24 protein-coding genes and 1 pseudogene are annotated in these 20,427 nt (G+C 36.4%); 17 read left to right on the plus strand and 8 right to left on the minus strand.

What is annotated here, in order from left to right; translation table 11 throughout:
• Positions 1–95: 95 nt before the first annotated feature.
• The 8 genes from PG766_RS15535 to PG766_RS15570 form a co-directional block, all read right to left on the minus strand.
• The gene (locus PG766_RS15535; RefSeq protein ID WP_117836369.1) at positions 96–995 is read right to left on the minus strand and encodes a sensor histidine kinase; all 900 of its coding nucleotides are present in this window, start codon (positions 993–995) and stop codon (positions 96–98) included.
• Between the two features lie 9 nt (positions 996–1,004).
• Positions 1,005–1,742 (minus strand): ABC transporter permease, encoded by a 738-nt coding sequence (locus tag PG766_RS15540; protein WP_118199744.1) that lies wholly within the window; start codon positions 1,740–1,742, stop codon positions 1,005–1,007.
• Between the two features lie 15 nt (positions 1,743–1,757).
• On the minus strand, positions 1,758–2,453 hold the full coding sequence (locus PG766_RS15545; protein ID WP_055165788.1) for an ABC transporter permease: 696 nt from the start codon (positions 2,451–2,453) through the stop codon (positions 1,758–1,760).
• Positions 2,431–3,369 (minus strand): ABC transporter ATP-binding protein, encoded by a 939-nt coding sequence (locus PG766_RS15550; RefSeq protein ID WP_118199745.1) that lies wholly within the window; start codon positions 3,367–3,369, stop codon positions 2,431–2,433. The genes PG766_RS15545 and PG766_RS15550 overlap by 23 nt, the downstream gene beginning before the upstream one ends.
• Positions 3,370–3,469: 100 nt before the next feature.
• A complete protein-coding gene (locus PG766_RS15555; protein ID WP_005342931.1) occupies positions 3,470–4,156 on the minus strand; it encodes a response regulator transcription factor in 687 nt (228 codons plus the stop codon).
• 169 nt (positions 4,157–4,325) lie between these two features.
• Positions 4,326–5,228, minus strand: coding sequence for a conjugal transfer protein (locus PG766_RS15560; protein ID WP_118199746.1), 903 nt, complete (start codon positions 5,226–5,228; stop codon positions 4,326–4,328).
• Positions 5,229–5,242: 14 nt separating this feature from the next.
• Entirely contained in the window at positions 5,243–6,250 is a 1,008-nt protein-coding gene (locus tag PG766_RS15565) for a bifunctional lytic transglycosylase/C40 family peptidase (RefSeq protein ID WP_118199747.1), read from the minus strand.
• Positions 6,247–6,705 carry a hypothetical protein gene (locus PG766_RS15570; RefSeq protein WP_243014561.1) on the minus strand — a complete coding sequence of 153 codons (459 nt, stop codon included), beginning with the start codon at positions 6,703–6,705 and terminating at the stop codon, positions 6,247–6,249. The genes PG766_RS15565 and PG766_RS15570 overlap by 4 nt, the downstream gene beginning before the upstream one ends.
• Positions 6,706–6,843: 138 nt before the next feature.
• On the opposite strand from PG766_RS15570, the pseudogene PG766_RS15575 reads away from it, so the two are divergent.
• The 17 genes and pseudogenes from PG766_RS15575 to PG766_RS15650 all read left to right on the plus strand — a co-directional run.
• Positions 6,844–6,984, plus strand: a pseudogene (locus tag PG766_RS15575) (TnpV protein); the annotation flags it as partial.
• A 214-nt stretch (positions 6,985–7,198) separates the two neighbouring features.
• Entirely contained in the window at positions 7,199–7,786 is a 588-nt protein-coding gene (locus tag PG766_RS15580; RefSeq protein ID WP_118199748.1) for a helix-turn-helix transcriptional regulator, read from the plus strand.
• A gap of 162 nt (positions 7,787–7,948) precedes the next feature.
• A complete protein-coding gene (locus tag PG766_RS15585) occupies positions 7,949–9,004 on the plus strand; it encodes a helix-turn-helix domain-containing protein (RefSeq protein WP_118199749.1) in 1,056 nt (351 codons plus the stop codon).
• 127 nt (positions 9,005–9,131) lie between these two features.
• Complete coding sequence (locus PG766_RS15590) at positions 9,132–9,380, plus strand: type II toxin-antitoxin system prevent-host-death family antitoxin (RefSeq protein WP_021905858.1); 249 nt, start codon at positions 9,132–9,134, stop codon at positions 9,378–9,380.
• A 1-nt stretch (position 9,381) separates the two neighbouring features.
• Positions 9,382–9,681, plus strand: a complete 300-nt coding sequence (locus PG766_RS15595; RefSeq protein ID WP_118199750.1) for a type II toxin-antitoxin system RelE/ParE family toxin — start codon at positions 9,382–9,384, stop codon at positions 9,679–9,681.
• Between the two features lie 42 nt (positions 9,682–9,723).
• Entirely contained in the window at positions 9,724–10,761 is a 1,038-nt protein-coding gene (locus tag PG766_RS15600) for a hypothetical protein (RefSeq protein ID WP_270591224.1), read from the plus strand.
• Positions 10,751–11,821, plus strand: a complete 1,071-nt coding sequence (locus PG766_RS15605) for a DUF262 domain-containing protein (RefSeq protein ID WP_118199753.1) — start codon at positions 10,751–10,753, stop codon at positions 11,819–11,821. Before PG766_RS15600 ends, PG766_RS15605 begins: the two co-directional genes overlap by 11 nt.
• A gap of 256 nt (positions 11,822–12,077) precedes the next feature.
• A complete protein-coding gene (locus PG766_RS15610; RefSeq protein WP_118199754.1) occupies positions 12,078–12,536 on the plus strand; it encodes an NUDIX hydrolase in 459 nt (152 codons plus the stop codon).
• A 3-nt stretch (positions 12,537–12,539) separates the two neighbouring features.
• Positions 12,540–12,809 (plus strand): hypothetical protein, encoded by a 270-nt coding sequence (locus tag PG766_RS15615; RefSeq protein WP_118199755.1) that lies wholly within the window; start codon positions 12,540–12,542, stop codon positions 12,807–12,809.
• Between the two features lie 102 nt (positions 12,810–12,911).
• Positions 12,912–13,094 (plus strand): glycine zipper family protein, encoded by a 183-nt coding sequence (locus PG766_RS15620; protein ID WP_147356988.1) that lies wholly within the window; start codon positions 12,912–12,914, stop codon positions 13,092–13,094.
• The gene (locus tag PG766_RS15625; RefSeq protein WP_330428663.1) at positions 13,078–13,362 is read left to right on the plus strand and encodes a hypothetical protein; all 285 of its coding nucleotides are present in this window, start codon (positions 13,078–13,080) and stop codon (positions 13,360–13,362) included. The genes PG766_RS15620 and PG766_RS15625 overlap by 17 nt, the downstream gene beginning before the upstream one ends.
• A gap of 43 nt (positions 13,363–13,405) precedes the next feature.
• Positions 13,406–13,510, plus strand: coding sequence for a 4Fe-4S binding protein (locus PG766_RS17260; RefSeq protein WP_416387131.1), 105 nt, complete (start codon positions 13,406–13,408; stop codon positions 13,508–13,510).
• Positions 13,511–13,731: 221 nt separating this feature from the next.
• The gene (locus PG766_RS15630) at positions 13,732–15,321 is read left to right on the plus strand and encodes a histidine kinase N-terminal 7TM domain-containing protein (protein ID WP_243014563.1); all 1,590 of its coding nucleotides are present in this window, start codon (positions 13,732–13,734) and stop codon (positions 15,319–15,321) included.
• Entirely contained in the window at positions 15,318–16,595 is a 1,278-nt protein-coding gene (locus PG766_RS15635) for a sensor histidine kinase (protein ID WP_118199757.1), read from the plus strand. The genes PG766_RS15630 and PG766_RS15635 overlap by 4 nt, the downstream gene beginning before the upstream one ends.
• Complete coding sequence (locus tag PG766_RS15640) at positions 16,592–17,215, plus strand: response regulator transcription factor (protein WP_055248353.1); 624 nt, start codon at positions 16,592–16,594, stop codon at positions 17,213–17,215. Before PG766_RS15635 ends, PG766_RS15640 begins: the two co-directional genes overlap by 4 nt.
• 150 nt (positions 17,216–17,365) lie before the next feature.
• Entirely contained in the window at positions 17,366–18,730 is a 1,365-nt protein-coding gene (locus tag PG766_RS15645) for an ABC transporter substrate-binding protein (RefSeq protein ID WP_243002810.1), read from the plus strand.
• A 194-nt stretch (positions 18,731–18,924) separates the two neighbouring features.
• Positions 18,925–20,367, plus strand: coding sequence for a helix-turn-helix transcriptional regulator (locus tag PG766_RS15650; protein ID WP_182438660.1), 1,443 nt, complete (start codon positions 18,925–18,927; stop codon positions 20,365–20,367).
• The last annotated feature ends 60 nt before the right edge of the window (positions 20,368–20,427 follow it).

Consider the following 20,427-nt stretch of genomic DNA (forward strand, 5'->3'; position numbering starts at 1 on the left):
CCGCTTCACGAAAATTCATTCGTTAAAGCGACAGCCCCTTTACATTTTGATGTCCACTCTTCAATGAATTATCATACGAATATATCTTCAATACTTTATAATTCAAGAGTAATAATAAGGCTATTGGCATGTACTTTTGCAACAATATTCCCGCCAAGAATGGCAACAAGTGTTTTTACTACCGCAAGTCCCAATCCTGTACTTCCATTATGTCTTGATTTATCACCTGTATAAAAACGGTCAAAAAGTCGATTGCAATCAATTTCTGAACTGTCACTCATTGGATTTTCAATGGTAAATATAATATTATTATTTTCTTTCTCCATAAGTGTTATTTTTATCGTTCCAACAGAATACTTAATTGCATTTGTCAACAGATTTTGTAAAATTCGTTCTACCATATTTTTATCAGAATATACGTATATTGAATAATCTGGGAGATTTATTTCGGGTAAAATATTCTCCTTTTCTAATGCAACGGCATTTTCCGTAATTAAATTTATTAACATATTAGATATATTAAACTTTTCTTTTTCTGGAACTGTCTGCTGTTCCTCCAAAATAGAAAGGTCATAGAATGTTTCTACCAATTCTTTCATTTTTTCGGCTTTGCTAAAAATCACTTTTACACGCTGTGCTTGACTGGATTCCCAATTTTCTTTTTGCAATAATTGTAAATGACCAAGAATGACTGTAAGAGGTGTACGCAAATCATGTGATATATTAGCAACAGATTCTTTTAAATACTCTTCATTGCGTAATACGCCTGCAACAGCCTGTCGTTGTCTGATATTATATTGATTCAATATACCAGCCAGTCTTTCTAAATCTTTATCAATCAACGAAATGTCTAACATCTGCTGTGAATTTCCAGAATTCAATTCATTAACTTGATCCGCAAGATTACGGATTTGTTTTTTTAATTGAATATATCGAAATAGCAGCATTACTAAAAATATTGTTATGATAATTAAAATCCATTCTATGTTAGACATTTTCTCCACCTATTTAAAATCACATTTACAAAATTTTATCCACGAAAGCAATACCAATATACCAGACCATATACATCCTACTAAAATAGCTATCGGTTGAAAAAAGGTTTTCATGCTGACAACGATTCTGATTTGATAAGTAGGTAAAAAACCGACTGGTAATCTCAACATCATTCCATAGCCAAGATATAAGCTAAGACCAAAAATAATAATTGCTGTAACCGAGGTTGCTTTTACAGCATCCTGTAAATAGCAACAAATAAGTATTGCAATTAGAAATATCGCACTATTAAGCAGACAAGAATAAATGATTGCTTTTATAATATTGTAAAAAAACATTCCCACGTCTGCAACACCAAAGCGTCCAAATTCCCTTATGCACCCTGAAACTGGATAGACAAGAGCCATAAGATTAAAAGCAATTAAATACGATATTATTTTACTTGTAAAAATTTGTTTTCTGGAATGTCCAGCACTGACCTCTAAGTTTATTGTTCTCTTAGAAAATTCCTGTCCTAAAATCAATGCAAGTATAGCCGATATGATGATAAGAAGAAACGTAGAATCATACACCATTCCATTAAAAATATCAGCAAGAGAAGAAGCAATTTCTTCTGTCGGTCCCATGACCTCTGTAACATAAGTATCTGCTGTAAAAAATCCTAAAATAAATATTCCAATCATACCACACCAGTAAATAAAATTATGTAACAACTGATATTTTTCCAGTTTTAATAATTTATCCATAAAAAACACCTCCGGTTATTTCAAGTCTGTATGTAAAAAAGCACTACCTGCAATGAAATATAAAATAAAATTCCATAAAAAATCTACAAACAAGCAAAAGTTTGTCGAATAGACCTTTTGCAATGAAATTAACCTAAGTTGTCCCATTGGTATTATTCTGCTGATTATTTGTGCAGATTCACTGTTCAGCAAAAAAATCATAACAAAAAATAAAACCATTGAAACTGTCAGTGTTTTCCCCATATCACGAAAAATAAAAGCAAAAAACATCGGTAATGCACACAGTGTTATCATGGCAAACAGAGTTAGTAAAACCATAGTATATGTGCTATCATTCCAAAAAAGTTTTTCTCCAATATAAAATTGACTAATAATTCCATGTACAAATAATGGAAATACCAGAATGATAATACAACCTATTTGAGATACAATTAACTTTACTCTAAATATAGAACTTCTTTTATGTCCGGCAGTAATATAAGTATTTAAAGTTCTTCCACTAAAATCACTTCCAATGAACAATGCTATAAACACTATACTCAAAAAATAGAGTAACGGAATATTGTATAATGATGCCATAATTAAGTTTGAAGAGCGTTCTTTACTATCTAACAGCAATATGCTACTTAAAAGGAGATTGAATATTCCAATTCCCCAAAAATACCAACTGTGAAACAACTTATATAACTCAGTTTTTAGGAGATTTGACATCTTTTGTTCCTCCTATTTTGCTCAAAAAATAGTCCTCCAAAGTATCGCTAGATACAGAAAGTCCTGTTACAAGAATGTGCGATTCTGCCAAAGCAGACGCAACTGTCTCTAAATCATTCAAATAATCATACAAACGAATTATGCCATCTGGCATTAGTTTAAAGTTATCTGTATGAAGATTCTCTTCCAAAACCAGAACCGTTTTCTGAACATCTGTTGTTTTAATTGCTATATGTCGTTTACACCGTTCATTTAATTCATAATCGGAAATCTCTTCTATAATTTTTCCATGGTCAATCAGAATAAATTCTGATGCTGTTTGATACAATTCTTCTAAGATATGGCTTGAAACCAAAATGGTCATACCATATTCTTTATTCAAAATTTTTAATAAATTTCTGATTTCTACAATTCCAGCAGGGTCAAGACCATTGATAGGCTCGTCTAAAATCAATAGTTCTGGTGTATTTAAAAGTGCAATCGCTATCCCCAATCGTTGACGCATACCTAATGAAAAATTGCGGACACTCTTTTTACCTGTATCTTGCAATCCAACCATATCTAATGTCCTTTTAATAACTGATTTATCTGGTATGCCTCGTTGAATACGCTGTACTTCCATATTTTGATAGGCAGTCATTGACGGGAATAGAGCAGGCGTTTCAATCATACTTCCAATTCGTTTACGCTGTTTCTGCAATTCTTCTGTTCCAGAATTTCCCCATAAAGAAAGTGTACCACTTGTTGGAAACGCAAGCCCTGTGACTAATCTTAAAAAAGTAGTCTTACCTGCTCCGTTTTGACCAATAAATCCATAAATTTTTCCTTTTTTTATTTGTAAATTTATGTGGTCTAATGCTAATGTTTGTTTATATTCTTTGGTTAAAGACTTTGCTTCTAAAATAATTGAACTCATATCCCAAACCTCCTTTACTTAAACCAGTATAACGGGCAATTTTAAAGAATTTCTTAAATCGTAATGAGAAAAGTTAAAAAATAATAAAGCTAAGGAACGTTTAATCCTTAGCTTTATGTAGGCGGTAGCCAATGCCCCAAACAGTATCAATAAATTCTGTATCAGAGCATATCGCTTTTAATTTATTGCGTAAATTACTGATATGAACATTAAGTGTATTATCCTCAGCAATATATTCTGTATCCCAAACACTTTGAAAAAGATTCGATTTTGAAAATACTTTATCTGGATATTTCATCAACAATTCTAAAATGCCAAATTCTTTAGCGGTTAAGGATAATTCTATTCCATTCAAAAATGCTGTATTTTTCTCTAGGTCTAAAGTCAGATTGTTATATTGCAAACATTCTGTCTGGCTATTTTGAAATTGTACTCTTCGCAGATTACTTTCAATTCTGGCAAGCACTTCTTCCATATCAAAAGGTTTTGTGATATAATCGTCTGCTCCCAGACGAAGCAAGTCGATTTTATTTTGTGTAGTTTCTTTCGCTGAAATAATAATAACAGGTATCGTAAATTTCTTGCGTACATCAGATAAAATAATATCACCACTCCGATAAGGAAGCATAATATCAAGTATAATCAAATCAATTTTTTCTTTATTCAAAAAATCCAGAACATGAAGTCCATCATATTGGCAATGCACAGCATATCCTTTTTCTTTTAGAAAATCAGCCAATAACGCATTTATTTCTAAATCATCTTCAATAATCAATATTTTATTCATTAGCCTACCTCATTCCTGCAATGCTACTTTCCCATTATACATTTAAGGTTGTATTTCCTCAATACCATTGCAATCAATTATATGAGAGGGATTCTTATTTTGTCAATCTAATTGTAAGCAGAATAGTATAGATTGGATAAACAATTACCATACTATTCTGCTGTAACATTTATTCTACAATCTTCCAGTTATCGTCCTTATGAAGCACAAGCTCATACTGTGAGATTTGCGTCATTTTCGACTTGTTATCCAGATACTTTACGGACACGCTGACTTTGAGGTTGTCGCCGTCTTTGGTAAAGACAGGGTTTACCAGTTCCGAAAATACATAGTCGCCGGATACAGGAGCAATCACACCGTCTTTGACATAGTAGGCAAGTTCCTTTTCCGTAGCTGTCGGATAGAGCTTAAAGAATGTTTCCAAGAAAGCGGTAGCGTCCTTGACTGTATCGGAGCTGACACTGACATCGGCTTCCTGTGCTTTCGGTTCATACTTTGATTTCTGCACTGCCGGAGCAAGTGTAGGATTCTGGGTAATGACCATTGCACCGTCCTTATCCACATGAACGGTCACAGTGTAGTTTTCTGTGACTGCCTGTGTCTGTTCTCCCTCTTTTACCTGCTGATCTACTTCGTAGGCAACGGTAAAATCGTCCGTTCCAGACTGCTTTACATTCCAGACCGGCACATTTGTAACGGTCGCACTGGTTGGTATGTCCGTTCTGATGGTATCGGCGTTCAAATCCTGTAATTCTTTGGTAAGGTATTTACTGATTTCCGTTGTTCTTGCTTCAATGGCTTCCTTGCTGGTATCCCATGAGTAGTAGGCTTTCGCAAAGTTCTTGACGAAATTTTCAATACCGTTGGTATCGTTCAATCTTAACTGAATGATTTCTTTTTCATGTACCGTGTGGGTGTCAATGGCGGTAAAGTTCTTATACACACCAAAACTGGTGCTTGCCAGAAGCACCGCCCACAACAGCAGGACAGATTTTTTATGTGTCCCGACTTTCATGGTACGCACTTTCTTATTCTTAGGTGCTTTCTCTGTTTTTTCTTTCTTCTTAAACATATTTCAAGTCCTTTCTATTGTTTGATTCTTCCGGCACAAATGATGTGCTGTTGCCAGTAGGCAGAGGTCAAATCGGTATAGCCGATTGGATTTCCGGCATGGTACATCTGATTGTTCCCTACATAGATTCCTACATGGGTAACATAGTCACTGGTATTGTAGGTGGAATGGAAAAAGACCAAATCGCCAGCTTGTGCCTGTGACAATGGGATATGCTGGGTTGCGTCATACTGTGCCTGTGCGGTTCGTGGCAGGCTGATTCCGGCTTTTCCGTAGCACCACTGGGTAAGACCAGAACAGTCAAAAGAGGTGTTCGGGTTACTGCCACCATAGACATATTTCCAGCCTTGATACTTCAACGCTTCATTCATAACCGCCTGTACCGTTTCATTGCTGAACTGTTTTATGTTCAGATATTGATTGACCAGCTCCACATAGAACATATTTCCGTAGTTATAACGCCAGCCACCATTTTTACTGACCGCTATCGGGTTCGTATAGGTCACTTTTGTACCGCCAGATTTATTCTTTGCGAAATTCTCCGCAAGGTTGAAGCTGTGCTTTTTCCCATTCTTCGCCACATAGTCTGCATAGCCACCGCCATAGTTATAAGACTGAATGACCACGTTAATGTCCGTCATGCCTTTGGCTTTACAGGAAGAAAGCAGGGACGCAAAATATTTACACCCCTGCTTAATGGATTCTTCTGTACTTAATGAGTTTGGCGGTAGTCCCAGACTTTCACTAGACTGCATGACATCGGTAGCCGTACCGCCACTTTCCACCTGTATGATGGCAAGCAGGACATTCACATACTCCGAGATACCGTTTTCTCTGGCATATTTTTCTACCATCGGCTGATGTTTGAGGACATCGGCTGACAGGTTCATGCCAGAATAGACAGGCGAATAGCTGTTTGAACTGTCGTCATCTTCGCCGGAAATCAATATCCCGAAAAAGAGGATGATGGAGAAAAGGACTGGAAATATCGTACCTATGATAAGGATACGTTTTAATCTCATTTCTTCCGTTCTTTCTCTGGTTGCTTCGTAACAGTCTTACGATTCTGTTTTTGGTTGACCTGTTTCTGTATGGTTGTTTTCTTTTGATTACTTCTGGATTTCGCTACATTCGGCTGGTTTGTTCTGGTAACACCTTTGACCTGTTGTTCCTGTCTGATATTGGTTCGGACAGTTTCTTTTCCAGCCTTGACTTCTGCATTTTTTATCACAGGAGAAGTAGCAGGACGCTTCATATCTGGCTTTGTAACTGTATCGGTCGGTGCAGGTTTTGGAACAGGTGTGGCAACAGGGCGTTCATGGCTTCTGGTAGCTCCGGCTGTCGCTGATCCATTCGCATGAACTGTCTGCCTTGCTTCCTGTGCTTTCTGTAATTCCTGCTTTTTCTGTGAGATATTTTCCCTGTGCAGGTTACGTTTCTGTGTACGCTGTTCCTGTCGGTTTTCCCGTTCTTCCACAACGCAAAAGACAAATGGAGCAAATGCCTCAAGGAAGTATTCACGAAAGACTGGCCTGGGGTGCCCGAAAAAGTGAGATGGAGAATCAACAGCGTAAGAAAAATAAAACAAAAAACAGAGGAATGGAGAGATAAGACAATGAAAAAGCACATTTATGATGAAAGTAATGGATTAAGCTATACACTGCATGGAGATTATTACCTGCCGGATCTGGCAGTGAATGAGGAAGAACCGACCTATGGTAAATATGGAATGCTGCGGAAACAGTTCTTGAAAGAGAGGGTATATATGTGAGTAGAAAGGGCAGTCGAAAGGCTGCTCTTTACAAATATGAAAATAAAAATTGCTGAAAAGGCATGAGTTTTGTAGTGTAAAACTCTTTTGACATTGTGTTTTCCGTTAAGTAAAATATCTTTGATAGACAGATAATGAAAAAATGATTATTCTTGGCTCAGATTAAGAGAACAAATTACTTACGAAGGGAGGAAATTATATGGAGCTGAGTATACAGATAAAAAAATACCGAACAGAGCTTCATCTATCACAGGAGGAACTGGCAGAAAAGGTATATGTAACAAGACAGACAATTTCTAATTGGGAAAACGAAAAGAGTTATCCTGATATTCATAGCTTGTTACTTCTTAGTTCATTGTTTAATGTATCTCTCGATCAATTAATTAAAGGAGATATAGAGAAAATGAAAGAAATTATTAGCGAGCAAGAAATTAAAAAGTTTAATTATTATGGTTCCATCTATACAGTTCATTTGGCCGTGTTGATTATATCGGCAGTACCTTTGTTTATGTGGCTCGGAAGGTATGCGTATATTCCGTTTGGGATTTTATTTATTATTACACAGTACTGGGCGTTAAAGGTTGAAAAACTAAAAAAGAAAAATGATATACAAACCTATAAGGAAATTGTTGCATTTACGGAGGGAAAAAAATTGGATGAACTTCATAAGGCAGTTGAAGTGGGAAAACGTCCTTATCAAAATATATTAAAGGTTATTATCAGTGCGGGTGTTACAGCGATGATTTGCTTCTTAATTGGAGTACTGATGCACTTATTCTTGAATTAATTAAATTTAAGGATATTTTGATTTGTAGAACTATAAAATAGAGCATTTTTCTCGCGGATTTTAACCGGTAGTTAAGAAATCGAAACCATAATTAAACGAAGGCTCAATTGTAAACACATATTAGAAATACTATAATGGGAATATAAACAGGAGGTAGGAACAATGCAAATTGGTGAGAAGATAAAAAACTATCGGAAAACTGCGGGATTAACACAAGAACAGGTGGCGGATTATTTGGACGTTTCTACTCCTGCGGTAAATAAATGGGAAAAAGGAAACACATATCCAGACATATCATTACTTCCGGCAATTGCTCGATTATTAAAAATTGATATGAATGAACTATTTTCATTTCGTGAAGAATTGACAGAAAAAGAGATTGGACAATTTGTGAATGAGCTTTCGGAAGTTTCATTGGATAGCTTTATAAAAGCTTTTGAGATGGGAAAAAATAAAATAAAGGAATATCCTCATTGTGATTCGTTGATTTATTCAATTGCTACTGTTCTAAATGCGGCGCTAACTTTATCCGATGTCGATGATGAGAAAAAGTTGGAATGCAATAATGTGATTGTTGAATGGCTGGAACGAACTGCTGAAAGTCCGAATGAAAAGGTAAGGATTTCCAGTATTTTTATGCTTGCGGCCAAATATATACAAATGGAAAAATATAAAGAAGCAAATATCTTTTTGGATAAAATTCCAGATACTGTGATAGATGGCACAATTATGAAAACGAATGTATTAGCACACCAGGAAGGGACAGATATTGCAGCGTTCTTTTTAGAGGGAAAACTGATGCAGACAGTTACGAATATACAAAACTATCTGTATAAGTTGATAGAAATGGAAGAAGAAACCGGAAATCATTGTAAAGCAGAGGAGATTGCCGAAATCACAGAACATATGGTATTGTTATTTGATCTGTGGGATTACGGTAAAGTAGTACCATATCTATTGATTGCCGTGTATCGAAAGGATGTAGAAAAATGTATTCAGTTGATAAAAGAAGTGCTGATGGAGTCACAGAAGCCATGGAAGATGGTGGAATCACCTTTATATTACAGATATGTGGATACAGTACAGGGAAAGTCTTTTTCAGGCGTTGGAAATAATTTTGTTCGTGCATTAGCTACAGAAATTGAAAATAAAGAAGAGTATGAATTTTTGAAAGGAAATAAAGAACTGGAGGCGATTTTTTCTCAATATTTGAAATAGATTGCGATAAAAATATATAGAAATGATAAAATAAAAGCTGTAAAAATCTACGTTGAATTTTACAGCTTTTTGTGTATAATAGAAGTAGCAGAAACAATTTAAAATCAAAGGAAGGAGCTGAAAGAATATGGCAAATATTTTACCAGTATCTGATTTGAGAAATTATAATGAAGTCCTGAAAAACTGTCATAAAGGAGAACCGGTATATCTGACTAAGAATGGCAGAGGACGTTTCGTTGTCATGGATATTGAAGATTATGAGCGTGACCGTGCAGAGAAAAAGCTTCTCTTGAAGCTGCAGGAAGCTGAAGAAGCAGTGAAAGATGGCGAAGGTTGGCTGGATCTGGACGAACTGAAAGCACTTGTGGGGGAATAAGATGTTAAAATTGCGGATCAATCCGATTGTTGCAAAGGATTTGAAAAACATCCGAGATTATATTGCTGAAGATAACGAAGAATATGCAGCAAAGACCATAAAGGAAATTTATGGCAAATTTGAAAATCTTCAAATGTTTCCGGGAATGGGGGCGGATCTTTCTAAAAGAGTCAGCTTTCGGACAGATTATAAATATGCGATATGGGAAGATTATGTTATTATCTACAAGGTCGGTAACGAATATGTAGAGATTTATCGTGTAGTTAACCGATATCAGGATATCACGAGAATCTTTAATTAAATAATTGAGAATGTCAACTAATGAAGAAATAGGAAAAGTGAAATGGAAAATTCATATATTGTATTGGGAAATGGTTTTTCTATTGATTTAGTTCAAAAAATGGAAAAAGCAGAGGAGATAGATCTGGCTAATTTATTTTCAAAGGGGGAACATGTTCTTTATCCAAAAACAAATACTAGAGGTTTTTTATCACGAAAATATACACCAGATTTGTGGAATTTAGGTGCTAGAACATATATGCCATATGAAGCGGCAACACAATTAGTAACAGATGTTATTACTTGTGCAAATGTATATAATTTGTCAGTAGAAAAAAGACCAAATGAAGAAAGAGATAGTTCTAATATTTATATTCACGCATATAGCGAATTGTCTTCTTATTTAAGATATTTATTTATATATTATGATTCGTTAGTGTCTGAAAAGGATTTAAAAAATATAATTGATGAAATTGAATTAATTCATTACATAAAGAATCGTGTATTACGACAAAAGAAAGTATATATTATTACCTATAATTATGATGTGTTTTTGGAACGATTACTCAAGCTTGCGGATATTCCTTTTAGTATTTATGGATTTGATGATAGTAAAGCAGATGTGATTCTATTTAAACCACATGGTTCTATTAGTTTTTCTTTCAAAATCAAAATTCAAGAATATAGTCCATATAATATTAGAGATTTGATCGCTGAATCAATATCACAAAATTCTACAGATTTTGAAATAAAGTATGATTTACAAGAAGATTATCCAATAGTAAATGCAATAATTCCTCCGGCAGGAGATGCAGAAAGATTTGGATTTGGCTGGATAAAAGATATACGGAAGGGCATTGATGAAATAGTAAGTAAAAGTACTTCAAAAGATGAAATGATGATATTCGGATTGTCTTACTGGCATGTGGATAGAAATGAACTTGATGAGATTTTACTTTCTTTGGACAATAAAATGGAAGTACGGTTTGTTAATCCTAAGCCGCCTACGGCGTTGGAGGCTGTATTAACCAGTCTATTTAAGAATTATATACACTTTAGTAACAGCAAGTTAATTGTGGAGGATATTGCAGATGGCGAGTAACAGATATTATAGAAAATCTACATCTATTACAGTTTCTAATTTTTACGAACAGTATCAACTGGGAAAATATAGATTTGATCCACCATATCAGAGAGACATGAATGTTTGGGATATTGAACAAAAATCTTTTTTACTTGATACAATTTTTAAAAACTTTCCTATTCCTCCTATTTTTTTGGAACAAAAAATAGATTCAGATACAGGAATAACCAATTACGATGTCATTGATGGAAAGCAAAGGTTATCTACGATTATAGGTTTTATAAATAATGAGATACCATTACCGAAGGAATTTGGAAATGATATATATGGAAATAATATAATAAATGGTCTTTCATTTAATGAAATAAAGAAAATAGCAAAAGAAGATGATGAGATAAAGACTTTAGTTTCGGATTTTTGGGCTTATTCAATATCGGTAGAATATATAGAAAATCCGGACTATAAAATTGTAGATAGCATATTTGATCGGTTAAACAGAGAAGGAAGTAGATTAAATGCACAGGAATTAAGAAAAGCACAGTATTATGATACGTTGCTATATAATGATATTATTAGCTATAGAAATGATGAATACATGACAAAGTTAACATATAAGCTAAATAAAAATAGAATGGAAGATGTAGGATTCATAACTGAGCTATATATAATGACTGTGGAAAATACGATTTTTGACGGTAATGAGAATGAAATAGATAAAGTATTTGCAGATATTGTGGATAAGTATGACGAAGAATGTTCCATATCTGTAAGGATGAAATTCGAAAAAAATATAAATTTACTAAAAGAATGGAATATAGACTATTCTGCATATAATATTGAGGGGGTTAGCCATTTATATGCATTATGGTACTTGGCATTGTATATAAGTAATAATCAAATTAACGCAGATGACATATGTGACAAGATGAATATTTTTTATAGAAATTTACGAAGTGATAAAACGATACCGCAAACAGTAATCTATCAACAATCAATGCAATCTGCAAGTCGATCAAAGTCGGCACGTAAAAAAAGAGTTAATGCTATATTAACGTACTTGGAATATGAAAAATTATAAAGGAATTGATTGATAACAGTTAGTTGATAACAAATTGATAACACCGTTCAGTACAGCCTATGGACTTAGGACAGTTGAACACATATAAAACCAAATAGAACCATAATGCCAATACTAAAAAGTATAGTAACAAAATTTTATTTGCGAGTTTGAATAGCGGACAGAAATGCCGAAAGCCTGTATTTATGCGGGTTTCCGGCATTTTTTTATCAAAGGGCTCTATTTGTGGGGAGAGTAATGAGTTGGAGGTATACTAATGGATAATTTGGAAGTAAAATTTTATGATACAGTTAATGATGAACTATTAAAATTTGCAGTAATTATCTCACAAAGTAATGGCAAGTGGGTTTTCTGCAAACATAAAGAAAGAGATACATATGAAGTGCCGGGAGGGCATAGAGAAGCTGGAGAGGATATTTTTGAAACAGCTAAAAGGGAGTTGCAGGAAGAGACTGGAGCTATCAAATTTGAGATAAAGCCAATCTGTGTTTACTCAGTAACAGGTAAGACTAGAGTAAATGATACTGGTGAAGAAACATTTGGACTGCTTTGCTTTGCAGAGATAACAGAGTTTGCGAAAGAATTACATAGCGAAATGGAGAAAGTTGTGCTTATGGATGAGTTGCCTGAGAACTGGACATATCCGTTGATACAGCCGAAATTGATAGAGAAGTATTTACAGGTAATAAATTTTGATAATAAGGGAGGTAATTAGAATATGGTGAATATTGGAGAACTGATGTATAAATCATTTATGAATGGTATGTATCAGTCATTTATTATAATTGGTCCGTATATTATAGGACCTTTGATAGTGGCTTTTATTGGGTTGGTAATCAAGAAAATTTCTGAAGAATTTACATATTATTTTTCAATAATATCTGGAGACTCTAGAAAAATAGCAAGAAAAAAAGCAAAAAAGATGAGTAAGATGGTAGATATGATTTCTTCTTTCAAAGATATAATTGATAATACAAAGAATAAATGAATGTAGGGAAAATAGGGAATAAATAATGCTAATGTAAAATTGATTTAGCTAATGCACAGGATATATGGGAAGATAAGATTTTACCTCTTACTGCAAAAGAACATGATATTTTACTGGATTGCTATCGGACTAAGCTTAGGTATAGTTATTGGGTTTCTAATAGATGATATTGGTCTTGGAATGTGTCTGGGGGTTATGATGGGTGTTAGCATCGACCCTGCAATTGATGTGCTGAGAAAAAATAAGAAATCAGAGGAGCAAGAGGATAATGATGAGAAAGAATAATGTGCTTCGCAAATATATAGCGTCACTTCTATTATTTTTGTTATTTGAGACAGTGGCAATCACGTTGTGGAAGGCTAAAGGAAACTTGTTTTATCTGTTGAATTTCAGCTACATTGGAGGATGCCTTGCGTTGGGAACAGCACTTTTTACTGCAGGAAAACGCTATGCCCGACATTTTCTTGGTGTTTTTGAGGCGGCAACAATCCACTACGCAGTCGCGAAGATATTCGGTCCACTGTTTTTCAATTCTGCGTGTTCACTGCGATGAAAGCAAATGTGTTCATTATGGAAAATGTCTGCGTGTCTGCCCAATGAATGTGGAGGTCAATAAGGAATCCCGCAAACGAAAGAGAGGAACGGAGTGCATACTCTGTTATGAATGTACGAAGGTCTGTCCGACCAAAGCATTGCATTAAAAAATGGAGTTGGAGATATAGCTGCAATGGCAAAGTCGAGTTTTGTACATACACCAAAAAATAAAAGATATAATTTGGAATGTAGATTATGATATACTGCAAACAAGATATAGTGCAAAATGTAACAGGAAGGAGTACGCACAGTGTCAGAGAAAAAGAAATTTACAGTATACGTCGGAAGTGTAGCACTATGCGTAGGTGTGGCAGTTCTGCTTCATTATGTGTCCTTTACCAATCCTTATCTGCGATCTATTTGTCACCTTTTAAGGCCTTTTATTTATATAGGACTTTATCTGGTATGGGCGATTTCTTTTCAAAAGAGAATTATCCAAAAGGAACCCCGTCGTTGTTTAATAATGATTGCAGTGATGATGGTTTTTTGGATGCTCGTTCGTATGTGTAAATTTGAAATACCGTATGAGATGCCGACAGCACTGCGCTACGCCTGGTATCTTTATTATATTCCTATGCTGTTACTCCCTACGGTCAGTCTTTATCTGGCATTTTATATACGGCAGCCGGAGAATTATAAATTACCGGAAAGACGGTGTCTGCTGTTTTTTCCGGCATTGTTTCTGATAGGGATTGTATTAACGAATGATCTGCACCAGTTAGTTTTTACTTTCCCGGAGGGAAGACTGGGGGAAGCAGCTTCCTATGAAGTAGGAGTCTATGGATATGGAGCAATGTATTATGCTATAGTCGCCTGGGATCTTGGATGTCTGCTGGTGGCACTCTTGATTATTCTATTAAGGTGTAGAAAAATTAAAAACAGGAAAATGCTTTGGATGCCTTTTGGTGCTTATGGTCTGTCGGTTATCTATGGCATCGCCTATTATCTGAATTTGCCCTTCTGGAAAATATTTTCAAGCGATATGACAGCTGCATTATGCCTTCTGTTTGTTTTGATCATTGAAAGCTGCATCCAGTGCGGATTGATCCCTTCCAATACAGGATACGCACAATTATTTGCAGCATCTACAATTTCAGCACAGATTACAGATCAGAGTGGAAAATGCATTTATCAATCTCAGGATTCGGAATGTATTGCACCGGAAATCGTAAGACAGGTAGTTCAATGTCCGATCATGTTAGAAAATGGGATCAGGCTGTCGGGAAAACCAATTTTGGGAGGCTATGTGTTGTGGAAGGAAAACCTGTCAGAATTACAGGAAATCGTAAGAGAGCTTGAAGATCGGAAGGAAGAATTAAAAGATGCGAATCTGATTGAGGAAGAAAATCTGAGAACAAAAAGAGAAGTAGAAAAACTTTCTGTGAAGAATCAGCTGTATGATAAAATACAGAAACAGACGGCAAGGCAGAGTAAACTTTTGACGGAATTCATTGAAGCATATTCTATGGAAGAAGATGAGAACAAAAGGAAAAAAATATTAGGGAAGATAGTTGTGATCGGAGCCTATATAAAAAGGCGTAGTAATCTTATTTTTATTGCGGAGCAGACAGTAAAGTTTCCGATAAGAGAGTTGGAGTTATGTTTCAGGGAAACGATAAAGAATCTGGAATGGAATCATGTTGAGGCAGGTTTTTCCACCGCGTTAGAAGAAATACGAAGTGAAGATGCTATGCAGATTTATGATTTTTTTGAAGCAGTCATAGAGGAATCTTTGGAAGATCTGTTGGCATTTAATGTAAATCTGAAACGCAGAGAGACGCGGATCATCATGTCTATGAGTGTGGAATGCAAAACAGATCTGCAGGAAATTGCAAGACGATATGGAGCTTATGCGGAGCAGGATTTTGACGGATCATGGCTGCTTTCTTTGATTCTGGGAGGAGGTGGCGGCAAATGATAAAAACATTTGAAAACTGTTCACCGGAGTATCAGATTACGATTGTTTGGTTTTTTATTTTTTTGACTTTGCTGTGTATGATTCTGGCTATTTATGAAGGAACAGGAAAAAGAGAAAGAAAGATGTTGCTGCCGGATAGTGTATTGCTTATAGTTATTTTCCTTATAACAGCTGTCTTGTGTGTGTGGCAACGGGCGTTTTACGAAGAAGATTCCATGATATTATTTAAAATACCGTATGTGATTTTAATTGTTATAGGAATTGGTGTTTTTTTATATGTGGGATTGAAGATTTTTGGAATTTATAAGTACCGCAAGAGCTGCCTGAGGGAAAATGCAGTTCAGGAAAGTCTGGACAATTTGCCGAGTGGAATTGTTTTTTTTGATGGGAACGGAATGCCTAAACTGATGAATCGAAAAATGTATCAAATTTGCCAGAATCTGGCGGGAAGAGATATACAGAATATTACAGAACTGGAGGAAGCACTGGGACATCCTCTGAAAGAGAATGTATTTTATGATGTTGATTTGAAAGTATACTGCTTTGCGGATGGAAGTGTGTGGAAATTTTCAGAGAAAGAGATTATTACGACAGCCGGAGATCATTTTTTTCAAGTTCTTGCTTCTGAAGTGTCGGAATTATATCGGAACAAAGTGTTGCTGAAGGAAGAAAATCAGAAACTTCAGGAAATGTCTGTGGCTATGAAAGAACTTTCTAAGAATGTAATAACGCTGACCAGAGAAGAAGAAATGTTATCTATGAAAATGAGAGTGCATGATAATCTGGGATATAGCGTCCTGGCGGCACAGCGGATGTTGCTGCGCGAATCGGAAGCAGACCGAGATGTTTTCCTTTCACAATGGAAGCAGACATTAGACTTGCTGAATAAAGATAACGAGTCTGTGAAAGGCGAACAACTGCACAGGCAGGTGCAGGAAAGAGCGGAGATTTTGGGTGTGAAAATCATTTATACAGGAGAACAAGTCTGGGAATCTCATATTTTCGAACTGATGGATATAATACTTTTGGAGGCACTTTCCAACTGTGTCCGCCATGCAGGGGCAAGCGAACTGTATGTAAAATGCAGTAGTGGGGAACAAGAATGGATTATGGTGATTACAGATAATGGACAAACAACGGAGAAGGATGTCAAAGAAGGAGGAGGATTATCCGGTATACGAAAAAGGGTGGAGCAATGTGGAGGTACATTGAGAATTTGTGTGGAGTCAAAATTTTCAATAATCGTTAAGATACCAAAGGAGGTGCGGAGATGATACGGGTACTAATCGTGGAAGACCAGCGTATGGCTCGGGAAGATATGGAAAATTATATTCAGTCCAGTGGGAGGTATTGTCTGGCGGCTTCTATCACAAACGCAGCTATGGCAGAAACCGTATGCAGACAGAGCAGGTGTGAACTTGTCTTGATGGATGTCTGTACGGAGAATGATGAGAGTGGTCTTGTGGCAGCGGAGAAGATTAAAAAGACAATGCCCCAGATAAAAGTAATTATCGTGACTTCTTTAGTAGAGTGCAGTTTTATTGACAGGGCGCGCAAAGCAGGAGTAGAAAGTTTTTGGTATAAAGATGCCGGTAAAGAAGAACTGTTGGAGGTTATGGATCGTACGATGAAAGGGGAGAACGTGTATCCGGATGCTCCGCCGGTTGTGATGATCGGAACGGCGAAAAGCTGTGATTTTACACCTGGAGAATTAGCAGTTCTGCGATTAGTGGTGGAAGGAGAATCCTATAAAAAAATTGCAGAGAGCTTGTGTATATCACCGGAAACTGTAAAATGGCATATCAAAAATATGTTGCAGAAAACGAATTTTGATTCCAAAACGAAATTGGCGGTAGCTGTTACAAAGAAAAATCTGATTATAAATGGATTTTAAAAATAGCATTTTACTACCCATATGGGGAGTGCTTAAGACTCTGAAAACCGATATCATATACTATGTAAAAGTGTCTCGATCCGATGGCTCTGTTCTTTGTTGAGATGTCAGATTGTTTATAAGACACTGTCTGGAAAGGAGATAAATAATATGAGATATATTATGAGAAGAATCTGCCTGTTCTTGGTAATGATTGCGGTTATAGTTTTTACAGGGTGTGGGCAGAAGAAAAAAGAAGATCCGGTAACCGTTACATTGTGGCATGTATATGGCGGACAGACAGAATCGCCATTAAACGATCTGATTGATGAATTTAATGAAACGATTGGAAAAGAGGAAAATATCCGAGTACAGGTTGGCAGTGTTACAAATACGAATACGATACATGAAAATGTACTGGCATCCGCATTTGGAGATCCGGGAGCCTCTAAACTGCCGGATATGTTTGTTTCCTATCCTAAAACAGTTCTGGCGATGCCGGATGATACGGAACTTGTAGATTATTATGATTATTTTACAGAAGAAGAACTGAACGAATTTATTCCGGCTTTTTTGGAAGAAGGTGTCATTCATGAAAGACTTTCCATTTTGCCGGTAGCAAAATCAACGGAAGTTATGTTTATCAATAAAACAGCATTTGATCGTTTCGCGAAAGAAACAGGAGCGAAGATGGAAGATTTAAAAACATGGGAAGGACTCTTCGCAATGGCAGAACAATATGCTGCATGGACAGATAACCAGACGCCGGACATTCCTGATGATGGAAAGAATTTTTTCGTTCATGATTATCATTTTAACTATTTTCAGGTAGGTGTAGAATCTCTGGGTGAAAATTTCTTTAAGGGAGAAAATCTGGCTTTCGGACCGGAATTTCAAACAGTATGGGAACCTTATGCAAAAGCGGCACTGTCCGGAGGAGTATGGCTTCGCAGCGGTTATGCAACGGAACCTTTGCGAACGGGAGATTCGATTGTATCGGTGGCTTCGTCAGCCAGTGTGTTATATTATTCTGACAAAGTTACTTATGCGGATAACACATCGGAAAAAGTAGAGATTGTTTCTATGCCATGTCCCGTATTTGCCAGGGGAGAAACGATGGTCATGCAGCGAGGTGCCGGCATTTGTACGGTAAAATCTACACCGGAAAAAGAAAAAGCCTGTATTACGTTTCTTAAATGGCTGACGGAGGCCCAAAAGAATGTGGAATTTGTGACCAGTCTTGGATATATGCCGGTAAAGCAGGAAGCTTTCGATGTTTACCTTCCGGAGGCGATCGAGAAGTTAAGTGATCCGATGTATGTATCCCTGTATCAGGCTTTTTTAAAGACGCAGGAGAACTATACATTTTATACTGCTCCGAAATTGGATTCCTATCTGGATCTGGAAACAAAGTTTGAAGAACTTATCAGGCAAACTCTGTCAGTAAAGCGGTTGGAGTGGCAGGAAGACCCGGAAGATATGGATAAACTTGTTTCAGAGACATTAGAGGATTTCAAAGCAGCATACACACAATAATGTCTGCCGGATCGGCAAAAAGGGGTGGCTGACATATGGGAGAAAAGAAAATAAATTTTTGGAAGATTATAAAAGGAATAAAGAGACAAAGCATCCGTATGCAGCAAAGACTGATTGTTTATTGGTGCGTGGTGATTTTAACACTTTTTTTAGTGACAGTTCTATTACTCAGTATTTTGGGAGTCCTTCCGGGAATGGATTTTAAAGTACGGGAAATGTTGTCTGCCCAGCAGAAAAATACGTTGTCAACTATGGCAGAGCAGACTGATATTATGATGGCGAGAAGTATTTCTTTATCGGAAGATATTACAAAAGAATTGAATCAATGCCTGACAGCCAATGGAAAGACATTTTCAAATTTGAATGATAATCCTCAGCTGATTATGGATTTGGAGGCTGCGCTGTATCCCTCCTTAAAATCTGCATTGGATGTGAAATATTGCAGTGGAGTTTTTGTTGTATTGGATGCAACGGTAAATACGAAGACGGAATATGCAGATACATCACGTATGGGAATCTACCTGCGCCTGTCTGATTTAAAGGCAGTAAATACAAGCAAACAGCATGTAGTTTTTTTCAGGGGAAATGCTGATATTGCAAGAGCAGAGCAGGTACAGCTCCATAACCGTTGGAATTTAGAATTTGATACGTCCGCATTGTCGGGGTATGAACAGATTATGCAGTTTGATGGAAACCGGCTGGTAGAGAGCTGCCTGTGGACAGACCGGCTGGAGCTGAGTGATACATGGGAGGATGTGCAGCTTTTATATGTCCCGGTTTTAGACAGTACCGGAAAAGTACGCGGTTTGTGCGGTATGGAGATGAGTAATCTGTATTTCAGGCTGTCTTATCCTATGGTGGAGGGTTCCTGTGGGAATATAGTGACAGTACTGGCTCCTGTGGACAAAAAAGGAAACATCTATCTGGATAAGGCGATGTTCGGAGATACAAAAGAAACGTATCTTTCACCATCAGGAACGATGACAGTGAAGAAAGGAAAATATTATAATACATATTCTACCGCTTTCGGGAATTATATAGGCAGGCATGAACTGCTTGGATTGAAGAGTTGTAATGGTATGCCGCTTGCGGTACTGACATTAATATCAGAAGCGAATTATGAAAAATTAACAGCGGACAATCGAAGGGACTGGATCATCGGTACGTTGTTGTTCCTGATTTTATTATTGGTTGTTTCTGTCGGTATGTCCCATCGTTTTGTGAAGCCGATTCTTCGGAGTTTAAAAGCACTGCAGGAGGATACGCTGACGGACGAAAACTTATCAGGCATTTCAGAAGTGGATGCACTGGTTGATTTTATGCAGAAAAAAAGGAATACGGAGAAACTGGAAAATGGAGGCATTCCTCCGAATATAGAAGAAATGCTCAAGGCGTTTGCTTTGCGCGTGGAAACTCTGACTCCGTCAGAGAGGATGGTTCTTCAGTATTATGTTGATGGATACACGATACAGGAGATTGCTTCTTTGCTTTATATCAGTATTGGAACAGCAAGAAAGCATAATACAAATATGAATCGAAAACTGGGAATAACTGTCAGAGAGGAATTAATGCTGTATATTGAGTTGTTTCGAAAATGTAATCAGTTAGATAAGCTGACATATAGCAGAACTGAGTAAATGAAAAAGAGTCTTTACAGCAATGTCATTAAGTTAATTTAAAAATTAAAAAAAGCAGAA

It is taken from the genome of Coprococcus sp. LG101-27, assembly GCF_027695515.1.
Lineage (GTDB): Bacteria > Bacillota > Clostridia > Lachnospirales > Lachnospiraceae > Allocoprococcus > Allocoprococcus comes.

Bases quoted from the DNA above. Each gene is read 5' to 3' on its own strand.
- PG766_RS15535 (WP_117836369.1), bottom strand. From the start codon at position 995: ATGTCTAACATAGAATGGATTTTAATTATCATAACAATATTTTTAGTA.
- PG766_RS15540 (WP_118199744.1), bottom strand. From the start codon at position 1,742: ATGGATAAATTATTAAAACTGGAAAAATATCAGTTGTTACATAATTTT.
- PG766_RS15545 (WP_055165788.1), bottom strand. From the start codon at position 2,453: ATGTCAAATCTCCTAAAAACTGAGTTATATAAGTTGTTTCACAGTTGG.
- PG766_RS15550 (WP_118199745.1), bottom strand. From the start codon at position 3,369: ATGAGTTCAATTATTTTAGAAGCAAAGTCTTTAACCAAAGAATATAAA.
- PG766_RS15555 (WP_005342931.1), bottom strand. From the start codon at position 4,156: ATGAATAAAATATTGATTATTGAAGATGATTTAGAAATAAATGCGTTA.
- PG766_RS15560 (WP_118199746.1), bottom strand. From the start codon at position 5,228: ATGTTTAAGAAGAAAGAAAAAACAGAGAAAGCACCTAAGAATAAGAAA.
- PG766_RS15565 (WP_118199747.1), bottom strand. From the start codon at position 6,250: ATGAGATTAAAACGTATCCTTATCATAGGTACGATATTTCCAGTCCTT.
- PG766_RS15580 (WP_118199748.1), top strand. From the start codon at position 7,199: ATGGAGCTGAGTATACAGATAAAAAAATACCGAACAGAGCTTCATCTA.
- PG766_RS15585 (WP_118199749.1), top strand. From the start codon at position 7,949: ATGCAAATTGGTGAGAAGATAAAAAACTATCGGAAAACTGCGGGATTA.
- PG766_RS15590 (WP_021905858.1), top strand. From the start codon at position 9,132: ATGGCAAATATTTTACCAGTATCTGATTTGAGAAATTATAATGAAGTC.
- PG766_RS15595 (WP_118199750.1), top strand. From the start codon at position 9,382: ATGTTAAAATTGCGGATCAATCCGATTGTTGCAAAGGATTTGAAAAAC.
- PG766_RS15600 (WP_270591224.1), top strand. From the start codon at position 9,724: ATGGAAAATTCATATATTGTATTGGGAAATGGTTTTTCTATTGATTTA.
- PG766_RS15605 (WP_118199753.1), top strand. From the start codon at position 10,751: ATGGCGAGTAACAGATATTATAGAAAATCTACATCTATTACAGTTTCT.
- PG766_RS15610 (WP_118199754.1), top strand. From the start codon at position 12,078: ATGGATAATTTGGAAGTAAAATTTTATGATACAGTTAATGATGAACTA.
- PG766_RS15615 (WP_118199755.1), top strand. From the start codon at position 12,540: ATGGTGAATATTGGAGAACTGATGTATAAATCATTTATGAATGGTATG.
- PG766_RS15620 (WP_147356988.1), top strand. From the start codon at position 12,912: ATGATATTTTACTGGATTGCTATCGGACTAAGCTTAGGTATAGTTATT.
- PG766_RS15625 (WP_330428663.1), top strand. From the start codon at position 13,078: ATGATGAGAAAGAATAATGTGCTTCGCAAATATATAGCGTCACTTCTA.
- PG766_RS17260 (WP_416387131.1), top strand. From the start codon at position 13,406: ATGAATGTGGAGGTCAATAAGGAATCCCGCAAACGAAAGAGAGGAACG.
- PG766_RS15635 (WP_118199757.1), top strand. From the start codon at position 15,318: ATGATAAAAACATTTGAAAACTGTTCACCGGAGTATCAGATTACGATT.
- PG766_RS15640 (WP_055248353.1), top strand. From the start codon at position 16,592: ATGATACGGGTACTAATCGTGGAAGACCAGCGTATGGCTCGGGAAGAT.
- PG766_RS15645 (WP_243002810.1), top strand. From the start codon at position 17,366: ATGAGATATATTATGAGAAGAATCTGCCTGTTCTTGGTAATGATTGCG.
- PG766_RS15650 (WP_182438660.1), top strand. From the start codon at position 18,925: ATGGATTTTAAAGTACGGGAAATGTTGTCTGCCCAGCAGAAAAATACG.